15 protein-coding genes are annotated in these 12828 nt (G+C 62.3%); 10 read left to right on the top strand and 5 right to left on the bottom strand.

Annotation, left to right across the window (positions count from 1 at the left end):
- The 3 genes from QVE23_RS07325 to rpsU form a co-directional block, all read left to right on the top strand.
- Positions 1-649 (top strand): class I tRNA ligase family protein (locus QVE23_RS07325; protein ID WP_287967853.1); only part of this gene is annotated, 649 nt, incomplete at its 5' end.
- A gap of 224 nt (positions 650-873) precedes the next feature.
- Complete coding sequence (locus tag QVE23_RS07320) at positions 874-1431, top strand: hypothetical protein (RefSeq protein WP_025544860.1); 558 nt, start codon at positions 874-876, stop codon at positions 1429-1431.
- A gap of 143 nt (positions 1432-1574) precedes the next feature.
- Positions 1575-1757: a 30S ribosomal protein S21 gene (gene rpsU / locus QVE23_RS07315; protein ID WP_021750944.1), complete on the top strand. Its 183-nt coding sequence runs from the start codon at positions 1575-1577 to the stop codon at positions 1755-1757.
- Between the two features lie 41 nt (positions 1758-1798).
- Here the strand turns inward: rpsU and QVE23_RS07310 are convergent, their stop codons facing one another.
- The gene (locus QVE23_RS07310; protein ID WP_021750943.1) at positions 1799-2566 is read right to left on the bottom strand and encodes a hypothetical protein; all 768 of its coding nucleotides are present in this window, start codon (positions 2564-2566) and stop codon (positions 1799-1801) included.
- A gap of 73 nt (positions 2567-2639) precedes the next feature.
- Between QVE23_RS07310 and QVE23_RS07305 the strand changes: the two genes are divergently transcribed.
- The 3 genes from QVE23_RS07305 to QVE23_RS07295 all read left to right on the top strand — a co-directional run bounded on the left by QVE23_RS07305 (position 2640) and on the right by QVE23_RS07295 (position 4354).
- Positions 2640-3152 carry a YqeG family HAD IIIA-type phosphatase gene (locus QVE23_RS07305; protein ID WP_036631142.1) on the top strand — a complete coding sequence of 171 codons (513 nt, stop codon included), beginning with the start codon at positions 2640-2642 and terminating at the stop codon, positions 3150-3152.
- Between the two features lie 112 nt (positions 3153-3264).
- On the top strand, positions 3265-3834 hold the full coding sequence (gene efp, locus QVE23_RS07300) for an elongation factor P (RefSeq protein WP_021750941.1): 570 nt from the start codon (positions 3265-3267) through the stop codon (positions 3832-3834).
- 85 nt (positions 3835-3919) lie between these two features.
- Positions 3920-4354: a CD1247 N-terminal domain-containing protein gene (locus QVE23_RS07295; protein WP_021750940.1), complete on the top strand. Its 435-nt coding sequence runs from the start codon at positions 3920-3922 to the stop codon at positions 4352-4354.
- Between the two features lie 63 nt (positions 4355-4417).
- On the opposite strand, the gene QVE23_RS07290 is transcribed toward QVE23_RS07295, so the two are convergent.
- The 4 genes from QVE23_RS07290 to QVE23_RS07275 are packed head-to-tail and all read right to left on the bottom strand — an operon-like array spanning position 4418 to position 7292.
- Positions 4418-4777 carry a hypothetical protein gene (locus QVE23_RS07290; protein WP_256264226.1) on the bottom strand — a complete coding sequence of 120 codons (360 nt, stop codon included), beginning with the start codon at positions 4775-4777 and terminating at the stop codon, positions 4418-4420.
- A 19-nt stretch (positions 4778-4796) separates the two neighbouring features.
- Positions 4797-5813, bottom strand: coding sequence for an HD domain-containing protein (locus tag QVE23_RS07285; protein WP_287967040.1), 1017 nt, complete (start codon positions 5811-5813; stop codon positions 4797-4799).
- Between the two features lie 7 nt (positions 5814-5820).
- A complete protein-coding gene (locus QVE23_RS07280; RefSeq protein WP_287967851.1) occupies positions 5821-6657 on the bottom strand; it encodes a BadF/BadG/BcrA/BcrD ATPase family protein in 837 nt (278 codons plus the stop codon).
- 53 nt (positions 6658-6710) lie between these two features.
- Positions 6711-7292, bottom strand: coding sequence for a hypothetical protein (locus QVE23_RS07275; RefSeq protein ID WP_287967850.1), 582 nt, complete (start codon positions 7290-7292; stop codon positions 6711-6713).
- A 249-nt stretch (positions 7293-7541) separates the two neighbouring features.
- Between QVE23_RS07275 and QVE23_RS07270 the strand changes: the two genes are divergently transcribed.
- From QVE23_RS07270 to QVE23_RS07255, 4 genes are all read left to right on the top strand, one after another.
- Complete coding sequence (locus QVE23_RS07270) at positions 7542-8990, top strand: nicotinate phosphoribosyltransferase (RefSeq protein WP_021750935.1); 1449 nt, start codon at positions 7542-7544, stop codon at positions 8988-8990.
- 124 nt (positions 8991-9114) lie between these two features.
- Positions 9115-10677, top strand: a complete 1563-nt coding sequence (cls, locus tag QVE23_RS07265) for a cardiolipin synthase (RefSeq protein ID WP_021750934.1) — start codon at positions 9115-9117, stop codon at positions 10675-10677.
- 34 nt (positions 10678-10711) lie between these two features.
- The gene (locus QVE23_RS07260) at positions 10712-11590 is read left to right on the top strand and encodes a tRNA lysidine(34) synthetase (RefSeq protein WP_021750933.1); all 879 of its coding nucleotides are present in this window, start codon (positions 10712-10714) and stop codon (positions 11588-11590) included.
- Positions 11591-11608: 18 nt separating this feature from the next.
- On the top strand, positions 11609-12828 hold a 1220-nt coding region (locus QVE23_RS07255; protein WP_287967849.1), incomplete at its 3' end, for a tetratricopeptide repeat protein.

Genomic DNA, 12828 nt, shown 5'->3' with positions numbered 1-12828 from the left:
CATCGTGGACCAGTACGGCGCCGACACCATGCGCACCTATATCATGTTCATCGGCGACTTTGAGAAGGCCGCAACCTGGTCCAACGACGCGGTGAAGGGCTCCAAGCGGTTCCTGGACCGGGTGTGGAATCTGGCGGAGAGCGCCTCCGACAGCTATGATGTGACCCCCGCCAACGAGGCCGTCATCCACAAGACCATCAAGAAGGTCACAGAGGATGTGGACAGTCTGAAGATGAACACCGCCATCGCCGCCATGATGACCATGGTGAACGAGCTGAACGCCAACGGCTGCACCCGGGGCGACCTGAAGTATCTGCTCCTGCTGCTGAACCCCTTCGCCCCCCACATCACCGAGGAGCTGTGGGAGAACCTGGGCTTCGCCGCCCAGACGGGCAAGATGTGCTGCCAGGCGGAGTGGCCCGTGGCGGATGAGAGCAAGACCGTGGCCTCCACAGTGGAGCTGGCCGTCCAGGTAAACGGCAAGCTGAAGGGCACCATCTCCATGCCAACCGACAGTGAGGAGAAGGCCGTGGTGGATGCCGCCCTGGCGGTGGAGAAGGTCCGGAAGGCCACCGAAGGGATGCAGATCATCAAGACCATCCTGGTGAAGAACCGGCTGGTGAACCTGATCGTCAAGCCCGCGAAATAAGACTGCGCCCAGCGGTGCGTACAAGCGTTTTTGCCGGAGACAACAACCTTGGGGCGGACGGCCTGTGCCTGTCCAGCTGCATTCCGATGCGGGAGCCCCGCTGGACCGGGAACCGGCCGATGCATCTGGTGGGAGCATCCCAGTTCATCCCAATCACACCAAAAGGCCGGACGGGAAATCCCGTCCGGCCTGCGCTTCAGGCCCTGCCTGAGAAAGGAGAACCTATGAGCCGTCTGGATGAATTCCTGCGCCTGCTGTGCGGCAGGTTTGACAATACCCGGCAGCTGGAGGAGTTGCGGCGGAGCGGCGGCCCCGCCCTGCCGCTGGCAGAGCATGTCAACACCGTGTGCAACGACAAGATTGACGGCCTCCCCGCGGATTTTGCGGGAGCATTTGTGCTGGAGGAGAGCTATTACACCACGGAGGGAAAGACCCACGCCTCACCCCATCTGTTCCTCTTTACGGAGGAGGGGGAGGCGGTGAAGCTGACATCCTATCAGCTGCCCAAGGCGGCGGACGGCGGCGCGGCCACCTATGAGACGCTGCCGCCCCTGAAATGGGAGGATCTGGAGATCTCCGAGAAATTCACGCCTGCCCTCTATACGCTGCACGACGGCGTGTGGGAGGGGGGCAGCGTCAGCATGTTCTCCCCGGTGCTGAAGTTCACCCTGTATGAGCGATTCTCTCAGGAGTCCCTGGAGGTGGCGGAGACCATGGAGGTGAACGGAAAGCGGACGTTCGGGTACGATGTGCCCATCGTGTACCGGAGAGCGGCGGACTGATCTCCCGGGAGAAATGCTGATTTTCCGGAAAATCTCTTGACAACGGCCCGGAAGGTTTGTATAATGCTTATGTTAAAGCCATAGATTATGGCCCTTAAAGTATCCTGGATTAAGCCGGATACCTCGGAGGGAGGGAAATATAGATGTCTGAGATCCATGTGAAGGACGGCGAGTCCATCGACAGCGCGCTGAAGCGTTTCAAGCGCAGCTGCGCCAAGGCCGGCGTCATCGCGGAAGTGCGGAAGAGAGAGCATTATGAGAGCCCCAGCGTCAAGCGCCGCAAGAAGTCTGAGGCCGCTCGCAAGAACAAGAAGCGCTATTATTGATCTGTCAAGGAAAAGTGCTGTGCCGAAAGGTACAGCACTTTTTATGTCCGCCGCCCGGGAAACAGCTTGGGCAGCAGATCCTGCACCTCCGGATACATCAGGAAGGCGGCGGCGAAGCCCATGTTCCCGCCGGTCCGCAGCTTCTGGGAAAGGGTGTCCGCGTCGTCGAAGAGGACGAAGTGCGTCTCGCCGTCCCGGGCATAGGTGAAATACCGGGCGCACAGGTCCTGGGAGAAGAAAACGGAGGGGGACTCCCGGTCCAGCAGGTCCTGGAGTTCCCGGCCGCTGAGAGGGCGGCCTTCGCCGCTTTGAGCCGGGAGGGTGAAGTCCATCCGCAGCCGCTGGACATCCAGGGCCAGACCGCCTGCCCTGTCCCGTCCGGCAGCGGCCTCCTGCAGGCGCTGGACAAAGTTCCCGCCGGAGATGGCGGTGCAGATCAGGGGAATGGCGCCTGACGCCGCGGCGTAGGACTCCGGCACATAAACGGGGCGGGGCGACAGGCGCCGGGCCAGCGTCTCCGCAAAGGCCAGCCGGTCCGGCGCAGGAGGCTGCTCGAAATCCAGCAGTACGCCGCCGTAGCTCCGCCGCCCGCACTCCCGCAGCGCGGCGGCCGACAGCCGCTCCGGGCTGGCGATAAAGGGCGCGCCCCGGTCTGTGACGGACAATAGCCCGCCCCGGGTCTGGAGCAGCAGGTTCTGCCGCAGGAGCGTGGAGTCCGGCCCGATACAGTAGGCCACATGGGCCAGGGAACAGCGGAAGCGGGAGGCCTCCTGGGCCTCGGCCGGCGTCACGGCCAGATAGATCTGCAAAATGAACTCCCCCTTGTGGAATCCCGTTGGGACTGGTATACTAAAAGGAGACTATGCAGAGAAGGAGCCGCTTATGCCGTTTTCCCTGACGCCCCGCTGGGTGTTCCAGCATTACAGCGAGATCACGCCGGACTGGCTGCGGCAGCAGGGGATCACCCTGCTGCTCAGCGACCTGGACTTTACATTGGCCGCCAAGAAGACCCGTCGGCCGGATCAGTCCCTGCGGGACTGGATCGCCGCCCTCCGCAATGCGGGGATCGGTTTCATGATCGTCTCCAACAACCGCTCCGGCAGCCGGGTGACGGAGTTCTGCGCGGACCTGGGGGTGCCTTATCAGGGCCGTGCAGGAAAGCCTAGTCCCAGGGGCCTGGAGGCCGCCATGGCACGGGCTGGGGCGGACCGGGTCTGCACCGCCATGCTGGGGGACAAGCTGCTGACGGATATGCTGGCCGCCAATCGGGCCGGAGTCCTGCCTCTGATGGTGGAGCCAGTGGGCGGCGCCGTGACGGCATGGCAGAAGGTGCTCCACGCTCTCCAGGCCCCGTTTAAGGCTGTCTGCCGCCGCAAAATGGAAAAAAAGTCCTGAAAAATACTTGCATTACCGGACAACATAGGATAAAATAGCAGAGGAATTTTTGTAGAGATAGAGAGGCGGCCGGCTGGTCAGCTTTTCTTGAGATTTCAGAGGAGGATCATTTATGCCAACGATTACTGCCGGCGATTTCCGCAATGGTGTCACTTTTGAGAAGGACGGGAGCGTTTGCACCGTGGTGGAGTTCCAGCACGTGAAGCCCGGCAAGGGCGCGGCTTTCGTGCGCACCAAGTACAAGAACGTGATGACCGGCGCCATCCGCGAGGAGTCCTTCAACCCCACCGCCAAGTTCGAGCAGGCCACTGTGGAGCGCAAGGATGCCGAGTATAGCTACAACGACGGCGACCTGTACTACTTTATGGATCCCGAGACCTACGACATGGTCCCGCTGAACCGGGACGTGCTGGGCGACGCCTTCCGCTTCGTGAAGGAGAACACCGTCTGCAAGCTGGTGAGCTACAAGGGCAGCGTGTTCACCGTGGAAGTGCCCAACTTCATGGACCTGGAGGTCACGGAGACCGAGCCCGGCCTGCGGGGCGACACCGCCACCAACGTGACCAAGCCCGCGACGCTGGAGACCGGTGCTGAGGTGAAGGTGCCTCTGTTCATCAACACGGGCGACAAGATCCAGATCGACACCCGCACCGGCGAGTATATCGGCCGCAGCAAGGAGTAAGTGAGGCAAAGGGGGGAAGCGTATTCCCCCCTTTTGTTCCTGAGAATGACTGCAACGCTGTTTGTAAAGGAAAGGAGCTGCTGTTATGGAGATTACGGAGAAGGTCGCGTATCTGAAGGGCCTGGCTGAAGGCATGGAACTGGACACCGAGAAGAAGGAGGGCAAGCTGCTTGCCGCCATCATCGACGTGCTGGACGACATCGCCCTGGAGATCGCGGATATGAAGGCGGACCAGGAGGAGCTGTACGACGGCCTGGACGCTGTCAGCGATGACCTGGAGGATGTGGAGGACGCCGTCTTCGGCGAGGATGACGAGGACGAAGAGGATGTATACGAGTATGAGGAGCCGGAGGAGGACGAGGACTGCTACGCCACCACCTGCCCCACCTGCGAGGAGACCATCTACTTCGACGAGTCCGTCCTGGAGGACGGCGAGGTCATCTGCCCCAACTGCGGCGAGAAGCTGGAGTTCGATCTGAACGGCCTGGAGGACGAGGACAAGCCCCAGGACGAGGAATAATCCCTATATGTGAGCGCAGGAGCCCGGTGCTGTGCACCGGGCTCCTGTTTGCATTTTCCGCTGCTACTCTACTGTAACGGCGAACCGGCAGCAGGTCCCGCCGCCCAGCACCGTCTCCACGGTCCGGACCGTGATGTGTCTTTCGGGCAGCAGCTGTTCCAGAATATACAGCACACTCTGCCGGGAACATTCGCAGTGGGCGGCGTCGGCCGTCTCTCCCCGCAGCACCTCAGGGCAGACGCATTTGGGATAACCCACCTCATAGAGGCGCCCGGGCTGGAGAACCTTGGCAAAAAAGCTCTCCGTGTCCCCGTATTTCCGGTACTGGGCGTCCAGGTCGCAGCCGCACGCCCGGAACTGCGCCGCCTGGACAGGCAGGACGGTCTCCCGCACACACCGGACGGCTTTTTCTCTGTAATCCATGTCTCTTTCTCCCAATCTTTCAATCATTCTCTCCGGCGGTTTCCTCCGGAACACCGATCCAGCAGGCAAAGTCCGTGGCCAGGAAGGTCTCCTGGGCCTGCCGCACCCCGGCGTCCAAGCGAGAGACGCGGCCAAGGCCCGCCACCAGCGGATCAATGTACCGCAGCTTGGCGGGAATCCGGAACCAGAGTCCGTTCTCCGGCCTTTCCGCGCTCCGCTCCACCCGGCAGAAGCGCCGGAACCGGCGCCACCGGCGGGCGCTGGCCGGATCTGCCTCCAGCTTTTGGATGACAAAAGACTCCGTCCGATACAGGTCATCCTCTGTCAAGACCTGCCGGTTCACGGCATCGCGCAGCAGGTCCGCCAGGGCCTGCATGGCGAAGCGGTCCTCGTCCGCCACATAGACCCGGGCGGTCTGGAGCGATGCCTCTGTGAAGGCGCAGGCGGTCTCCCGCGTGCGGAAGGCCAGCTCCGGCCGGCCGGACTCGTCCCGCCAGACGGTGAGATCTTCGTAGAATACACGGAGGGCGTCCGCCCCGGCGAAGCCGTAGCACCGCAGGTCCCCCAGCGTGTACTCCAGACGGTCGGCGGAGAGCTGAGGGGAGTCATTGTCCGCGATGGGATAGCGGTGGTAATCCGCCACGTCTTCCGTGGTGAGGCCGTATTCTTTCAGCAGCGCCTGAAGCTCCGGCGAGGTCTCGATGAGTTCCGCCGTCCGTGCCTCGGTGGACTCCTGATGCAGGTGGTCCCCGTGGAGAAAATCCACCACATGGGCAAAGGCGGGGGTGGCCGCATCGTGGAGCAGTCCCGCCGCGCTTTGGCGGAGATCGCCGGTGAAGTGCCACACGATCAGCCCCACGCCCACGCTGTGGTCAAACCGGGAGTAGGGCACCCACCCGGCAAAACGGGGGAAGGACGTGTACTCGCACCCGCAGTTCATGCCCACCTGCCGCAGCCGGGCCATGGGCGGCGTCTCTGCCAGACGGCGGAGAAATTCCGGGATCTCCGGATGATACAGGGACCAATTTTCCGTCATGGCACAATCAGGCCTCCGGCTTTTTCTGCAGGCTGTACAGTCCCGCGCCGATGGCGGTGGCAAACGTGGCGTTTTCGGGAATGATATAGTGGATGCCGTACAGCTTTTCAAACAGCTGGAAATTCGTGACCGCCTGGGGCAGGGTGGTCATGGACCCGGTCAGCACCACAGTCTTGGAGTCACAGCACTGGCAGGCCAGCACCGTCATGGTGCCGATGGCCTGGAGCACCAGATTGACCACGCCGGCCGCCAGGTCCGCGGGAGTGGCGTCCTCCGCCAGATCGCCGAAGTTGGCGGCAGTCATATCCGGGTCCAGAGTGGGAGCGGCGTGGACCGTGATGTCCTTCATGGTCAGGTCCACGTGGTCCAGGTTGCCGCTCTCTGCCAGCTTTTTGATCTGGCCGAAGCGCTCCATTCCCACCAGCTTGTGGCAGAGCCCGCCCAGAGTGCCGCCGCCGATGCCGCTGCCGCACAGGTGGCGGATGCCGTCGGGGGACGCCCAGAGGAAAGCGGTGCCGGTGCCCATGCTGACCACCACGGCGGAGGACTGGCCCGACAGGGCCAGGGCTCCGGTGCCGCTGGCGGAGAACTCGCCCACTTTACAGGTGGGCAGACCGTAGATGTCGCCCTCCACATAAGAGGCGCCCACGCCGGTGAGCACAACCCGCCGCACATCCCGCAGAGAGAGCCGGTTGCTGGTGAGATAGTTGCCAAGGGCGCCATACAGGCTGGTCACCTGATCCTCCGCCCGGACCCGCAGCATGGAGATCACACTGCCGTCCGTCCGCAGACCCACGATTTTGGTGGTGGAGCCGCCGATGTCAATGCCTAAGATCACATCCATTGTGATGACTTCCTTTCAGCGGCAGACGGCCGCTTGGTTTTCGGTGGGGGCGCTTACTGGATGGCGCCTCCGCTGAGGTCAAACGACTTGGTGATATCCCGCCCCTGGCTGTCATAAAAGACAATCTCCTCTATGCTGATAGGACCTGTGGAGACGGTATCATCCACTGAGGTGCTCACCAGAAAGACGGGAGAGGCCGGAATGTCCAGCGCATAAGGCCCGCCGCCCTCCAGTGAAAAGACCGCCCGGGCGATGCGGCCGTCGCCGTTCCGCCCCTCGAAGAGCAGCATCTGCTCCCCGTCGGACTCCACCACTCCGTTGCGGAAAGAGCCGGTCCCGCGACCGGAGTGGTCGAATTTATACCGCCCGGTGAATCCTCTCGAGAGACACAGGTATCCCAACCGTCCATCCAGAACCAGAGGATAATAGGTGAGATGCCCCACGGTCACAGGCTGGTACAGCTCCAACTGGTCCGCCTCGTAGGGAACGGACCTGCCCCGGTTGAACCATTGGAGCGCAGCCGGTTCCAGCCCATTGAGGCCCGCATCCAGAGGAAATGAGCGGTGGTATGCAGTGAGGCCGGCCAGGATGCACAGAACGGCCGCCGCGGAGAAGAAGAGAGCACACTTTTTCACGAGAAAACCCTCCAGTCCGCTGTGTACCGGAAAATGTGCGGTTCAATCTTTCCCCATCATAGGGGAGGGCGGAGTTGTTGTCAAGACGATTGATAAAAGATTGACAACAAATTCGGAAAAAGCATTGCTTTTCCTGGGGGAACCGCTTATAATTCAAGGGAATAACAACCCCGGACAGACCGCCTCCAGCGGTGTGGGGGCCTGAAACTTCATGGAAGGATCTGTGCCGGCGGCACAGGGGAAACGGTTATGAAAACGGAAGAGAAACTCAATCTGACGATGCTCTGCGATTTTTATGAGCTGACTATGGGCAACGGCTATTTCCGGGCAGGGCTCCAGGATCGGATCACCTATTTCGATGTGTTTTTCCGCAACGTGCCGGACAACGGCGGGTTCGCGGTCTGCGCGGGTCTGGAACAGTTGGTCCAGTATATTCAGAACCTGCACTTCGACGAGGAGGACATCGCCTTCCTGCGGGACAAGCACCTGTTCTCCGAGGATTTCTTGAGCTACCTGCGGGACTTCCGTTTCACAGGCGACATCTGGGCGGTGCCGGAGGGGACGCCTATCTTCCCCCGGGAGCCGGTGGTGACGGTCCGGGCGCCGGCCATCCAGGCCCAGCTGATCGAGACCTTCACCCTGCTGACCATCAACCACCAGAGCCTGATCGCCACCAAGGCCAACCGGATCGTCCGGGCGGCCCAGGGGCGAACGGTGCTGGAGTTCGGCTCCCGCCGGGCCCAGGGCACGGACGGCGCCATCTCCGGAGCCCGGGCGGCTTATATCGGCGGCTGCGCAGGCACCGCCTGCACGATCTCCGACCAGCTGTACGGCGTACCTGCCGGCGGCACCATGGCCCATTCCTGGGTCCAGATGTTCGACAGCCAGTATGAGGCATTCAAGACCTACTGCCAGATCTATCCCCACAATGCCACGCTGTTGGTGGATACCTACAATGTGCTCAAGTCCGGCGTGCCGGATGCCATCCGGGCCTTTGATGAGGTGCTGAAGCCCCTGGGCATCCGCAAGTGCGGCATCCGTCTGGACTCCGGCGACATGGCCTATCTGACCCAGGAGGCCCGCCGCAAGCTGGACGCCGCCGGCTGGACCGAGTGCCAGATCTCCGCCTCCAACTCCCTGGACGAGTATATTATTCAGGACCTGCTGCTGCAGGGCGCCAAGATCGATGTGTTCGGTGTGGGTGAGCGGATGATCACTGCCCGCAGCGAGCCGGTGTTCGGCGGTGTGTACAAGCTGGCGGCTGTGGAAGATGGAGACGGGAAGATCATCCCCAAGATCAAGGTCAGCGAAAACCTGGACAAGATCACCATTCCCCACTTCAAGAAGACCTATCGGATCTTTGACAACGCCACCGGCAAGGCGGAGGCGGACTACATCACCGTCTGGGACGAGACGGTGGACGAGAGCGCCCCACTGGAGCTCTTCGATCCCAGGGCTACCTGGAAGCGCAAGACCTATACGAACTTTACCGCAAAGCCCCTTCAGGTCCCGGTCTTTCAGGGAGGAGAGCTGGTCTATCAGCTGCCCGCCCTGCCGGAGATCCAGGCCTACTGCCGTGCCCAGGTGGATACCCTGTGGGACACGGTGAAGCGGTTCGAGAACCCTCACACCTACTATGTGGATCTGAGTCAGAAGCTGTTCGACATCAAGCAGGATCTGCTCTGCCGGAGCAGATGACCCAACAGCCCCGCCCTCCGGCGGGGCTGTTTGTTCACAGAATATTGGTTGCGGAGTGCTGGGTATTTCGGTATAATAATAAGATAAGCGGTCGAAGCTGAGAGAGAAGGAGGTGGACCGCACCATGCGAAAAAGAAGTCTGCCCCAGCCGGAAGAGCGGACGGAACGGCGGATCTCCGCCGCCACCAGCCTGTCCATCTGCGCACTGACGGTGATTGCCCAGATCGTGCTGACGCTGGCGCTGACCCAGTTGCTGGCGGAAAAGATCAGCTACGTCTATTTCATTCTGGAGCTGGCTGGCGCAGTGGTGGCGATCTGGGTGTATCTGCGCCCCGGCAGCCCCTCCTATAAGCTGGTGTGGATGTGCCTGCTGCTGGCCCTGCCGGTGGCCGGTATGATTCTTTTCCTTCTGTGGGGCGGGAGCCATCAGGCCAAAAGCCTGAGTCTGCGGAAGGTCGCCCCTCCGGTGGAGCGGGAGGGCGCCCGTCAGGCCAGCGCCGCCAATGTGGCCCACCTGAGCCGCCGCTCCCCGGCCTGGGGACGGCTGGCCTCCTATTTGCAGTCGCGGGACTTCCTGCTGTACGGCGGCTCACAGGCCCGGTATTTCGCGGAGGGAGCCGATTTCTTCGATGACCTGGTGCTCCACCTCCAGAGAGCGGAGATCTACATTTTCCTGGAGTATTACATCCTGGCGGAGGGCCAGATCTGGGACCGGATCTTCCATGTGCTGCGGGAGCGGGCCGCCGCCGGTGTGGAGGTGCGGATCATCTTCGACGACTTCGGCAACCTCACCCGCTTTTCCGACGCCTCCCTACAGGCCCTGCAGGACGCTGGCGTGGAGGTGGAGGTCTTCAATCCAGTCCACCGCTACGTGAATCGGATTTACTTCAACTACCGGGACCACCGGAAGATCGCCGTCATTGACGGGGTGCACGCCTACACCGGAGGCATCAATATTGCCGATGAATACGCCAACCTCTTTGTCCGGTTCGGCCACTGGAAGGATACCGGTGTCCGGATCGACGGTGCCGGGGCCTGGGGCTTTGCCTCCCAGTTCATTCAGATGTGGAAGATGATCGGCCGCTCCCTGCCCAATGAGGACGACTACTACCGTCCCCGGGTGGAGATCGAGGGCACCGGCTGGTGCCAGCCCTTCACGGACGGTCCGCTGAACAATCCGGACAATCCCATCGAGGACACCTACCTCCAGCTGATCGCCTCCGCCCAGAAGATGCTGTATATCACCACGCCCTATTACGCGGTGGAGGAGTCCATGCAGAAGGCCCTGTGCATCGCAGCCGACGCAGGGGTGGACGTGCGGCTGGTGGTACCCGCCATCCCGGATAAGAAATATGTCTACATGGTGGCGGAGACCTACTGGGGTGAGCTGCTGGCCCACGGCGTCAAGATTTACCGCTATACCCCCGGTTTCGTCCACGCCAAGAGCGTCATGGTAGACCGGGAGGTGGCCCTGGTGGGCAGCACCAACATGGACTACCGGACGTTCCAGCTGCACTACGAATGTGCCGTGCTCCTCTATCACATGCCCGCGGTGGAAGACCTGCTGGAGGATATGGACCGGATGGTGGCCCAGAGCGCGCCCTATACGCTGGCGGAGTGGAATCAGCGGTCTTGGCTGCGCAAAATGTGCGCCTCTCTGCTGCGGCTGGTGGCCATCTGGTTCTGACGCGGCCGCTCTCATTTTGCTTTAGGAGGTCCCCATGTCCCGCGAATTGACACCACAGGAGGCTGCGGAGCGCAGCCTCATCAAAAAATACCGCAAGGAGCTCTGGAACCCCTTCATTGCCGCCGTCAAGCGGTATGAGCTGATCGCTCCCGGAGATCGGATCGCCGTCTGTATCTCCGGGGGAAAGGACTCCATGGTGCTGGCCAAGCTGATGCAGGAGCTCCAGCGCCACACAGAACAGCCCTTTGAGCTGGTTTTTCTGGTGATGGATCCGGGCTACGCCCCGGCCAACCGGGCGCTGATCGAGGAGAACGCTGCCCGCCTGGGCATCCCCATCACCGTGTTCCGGAGCGATATTTTCGACGTTGCCTATCAGGTGGAGAAGAACCCCTGCTACTTATGCGCCCGGATGCGCCGGGGCTTTCTGTACAGCAAGGCTCAGGAGCTGGGCTGCAACAAGATCGCTCTGGGGCACCATCTCTCCGACGTGCTGGAGACCACGCTGCTGGGCCTGTTTTACGGTGCCCAGCTCCAGACCATGCCCCCCAAGCTCCGCAGCAGAAATTTCCCAGGCATGGAATTGATCCGTCCGCTGTATTGTGTCCATGAGGACGCCATCATTGCCTGGAAGAACTACAATGGGTTGCGGTTTCTCCAGTGCGCCTGCCGCTTCACAGAGGAGCGGGACGGTGCGGCCGACGGTGTGGGCGAGAGCAAGCGGCAGGAGATGAAGCTCCTGCTGCGGGAGCTGAAAAAGACCAATCCCAATATTGAGAAGAGCATGTTCCGGGCCATTCACGGCGTCCAGCTGGACACGTTCCCGGGCTTCAAATTCCGGGGCAGGGCGTTCGCGTTTCCGGAGGCCTACAACCTGCGGGGCGCCTCCTCTGCGGAGGATGAAGCGGCGCTTTGATACAGAGGAGGTGCGCAGATGAATTACTATCGCTGTGAGAACCCGGACTGCGGGTTTCTGGCAGAGGAGGAACCGGATGTCTGCCCCCAGTGCGGGGGCACCTTTTTCCTCTCTGTGGACGAAGAGGAGCTGACGGGGCCCGATTGGGTGCAGCTGGGCAACCGGGCCGTGGATGAGGAGCGGCCGACGGACGCGCTGGCCTGCTACCAACAGGCGGCGGCCCTGGATGATATGCTGGGTGTGACGAACCTGGGGTGGTGCCTGGAGGCGGGGATCGGCGTGCCTGCAGACCCCCGGCAGGCGGTGGTGCTGTATGCCCAGGCCGCCGCCCGGGACTATATGCCCGCCCTGACGAACCTGGGGTACTGCTATGCCCATGGCATCGGTGTGGCGCGGGATGATTCCAAAGCGGTGGAGTGCTTCCGAAAGGGGGCGGAAAACGGCTTTCCCAGGGCCCAGTTCCTGCTGGGGGAGGCATATTCCCGCGGCCTGGGAGTGGAGCAGAGCGACGAGGAGGCCGCCCGCTGGTATCAGTCCGCCGCGTGGCTGGGTTATCCCGCGGCGCAGACAGAACTGGGGCGTTGCCTGGAGTTCGGCACCGGCCTGCCCCAGAGTATCGAGCAGGCGGTGAAATGGTACCGCGCTGCGGCGGAGAACGGCAACGCGCCGGGCCAATGCTGCCTGGGGTTCTTGTATGAGAGCGGCCAGGGCGTGGAGCAGAACTGGGAGGAGGCGGTGCGGTGGTACCGCGCTGCTGCGGAGCAGGACTATCCCCGGGCCTTGTGCAACTTGGCTTGGTGCTATGAGCATAGCAAGGGCGTGGAGCAGGACTACCCGGAGGCGGCCCGGCTGTATCTCCGCGCTGCGGAGCAGGACTATCCTCGGGGACAGCTGTGTATGGGCTTCTGCTGTGAGCGGGGCCGGGGTGTCCCGCTGGATCCGTCGGCTGCCGCGGATTGGTACCGGAAGGCGGCCGAGCAGGAGGACGAGGACGCCCAGTGCTGCCTGGGGTTTCTGTACGAGAGCGGCCAGGGGGTGGAGCAGAGCTGGGAGGAGGCGGTGCGGTGGTACCGTGCCGCCGCGGAACAGGGCCTGCCCCGTGCCCAGTGCAATCTGGCATGGTGCTATGAATACGGCAAGGGCGTCCCCCAGGATTTGGGAGAGAGCTACCGTCTGTACCGGAAAGCGGCCGAGCAGGGGGATGCCAGAGGACTTTTCTGCGTGGCCCGCTGCTTTGA

Source organism: Oscillibacter sp. KLE 1728, from assembly GCF_934833455.1.
Taxonomy (GTDB): Bacteria; Bacillota; Clostridia; order Oscillospirales; family Oscillospiraceae; genus Oscillibacter; species Oscillibacter welbionis.
Note: the sequence above shows the minus strand (reverse complement) of the source record. Positions and strands in the feature narration are given on the sequence as shown.

What these genes read in the sequence shown, in the direction of transcription:
- QVE23_RS07320 (WP_025544860.1), top strand. Translation starts at nt 874, where the DNA reads ATGAGCCGTCTGGATGAATTCCTGCGCCTGCTGTGCGGCAGGTTTGAC.
- rpsU (WP_021750944.1), top strand. Translation starts at nt 1,575, where the DNA reads ATGTCTGAGATCCATGTGAAGGACGGCGAGTCCATCGACAGCGCGCTG.
- QVE23_RS07305 (WP_036631142.1), top strand. Translation starts at nt 2,640, where the DNA reads ATGCCGTTTTCCCTGACGCCCCGCTGGGTGTTCCAGCATTACAGCGAG.
- efp (WP_021750941.1), top strand. Translation starts at nt 3,265, where the DNA reads ATGCCAACGATTACTGCCGGCGATTTCCGCAATGGTGTCACTTTTGAG.
- QVE23_RS07295 (WP_021750940.1), top strand. Translation starts at nt 3,920, where the DNA reads ATGGAGATTACGGAGAAGGTCGCGTATCTGAAGGGCCTGGCTGAAGGC.
- QVE23_RS07290 (WP_256264226.1), bottom strand. Translation starts at nt 4,777, where the DNA reads ATGGATTACAGAGAAAAAGCCGTCCGGTGTGTGCGGGAGACCGTCCTG.
- QVE23_RS07285 (WP_287967040.1), bottom strand. Translation starts at nt 5,813, where the DNA reads ATGACGGAAAATTGGTCCCTGTATCATCCGGAGATCCCGGAATTTCTC.
- QVE23_RS07280 (WP_287967851.1), bottom strand. Translation starts at nt 6,657, where the DNA reads ATGGATGTGATCTTAGGCATTGACATCGGCGGCTCCACCACCAAAATC.
- QVE23_RS07270 (WP_021750935.1), top strand. Translation starts at nt 7,542, where the DNA reads ATGAAAACGGAAGAGAAACTCAATCTGACGATGCTCTGCGATTTTTAT.
- cls (WP_021750934.1), top strand. Translation starts at nt 9,115, where the DNA reads ATGCGAAAAAGAAGTCTGCCCCAGCCGGAAGAGCGGACGGAACGGCGG.
- QVE23_RS07260 (WP_021750933.1), top strand. Translation starts at nt 10,712, where the DNA reads ATGTCCCGCGAATTGACACCACAGGAGGCTGCGGAGCGCAGCCTCATC.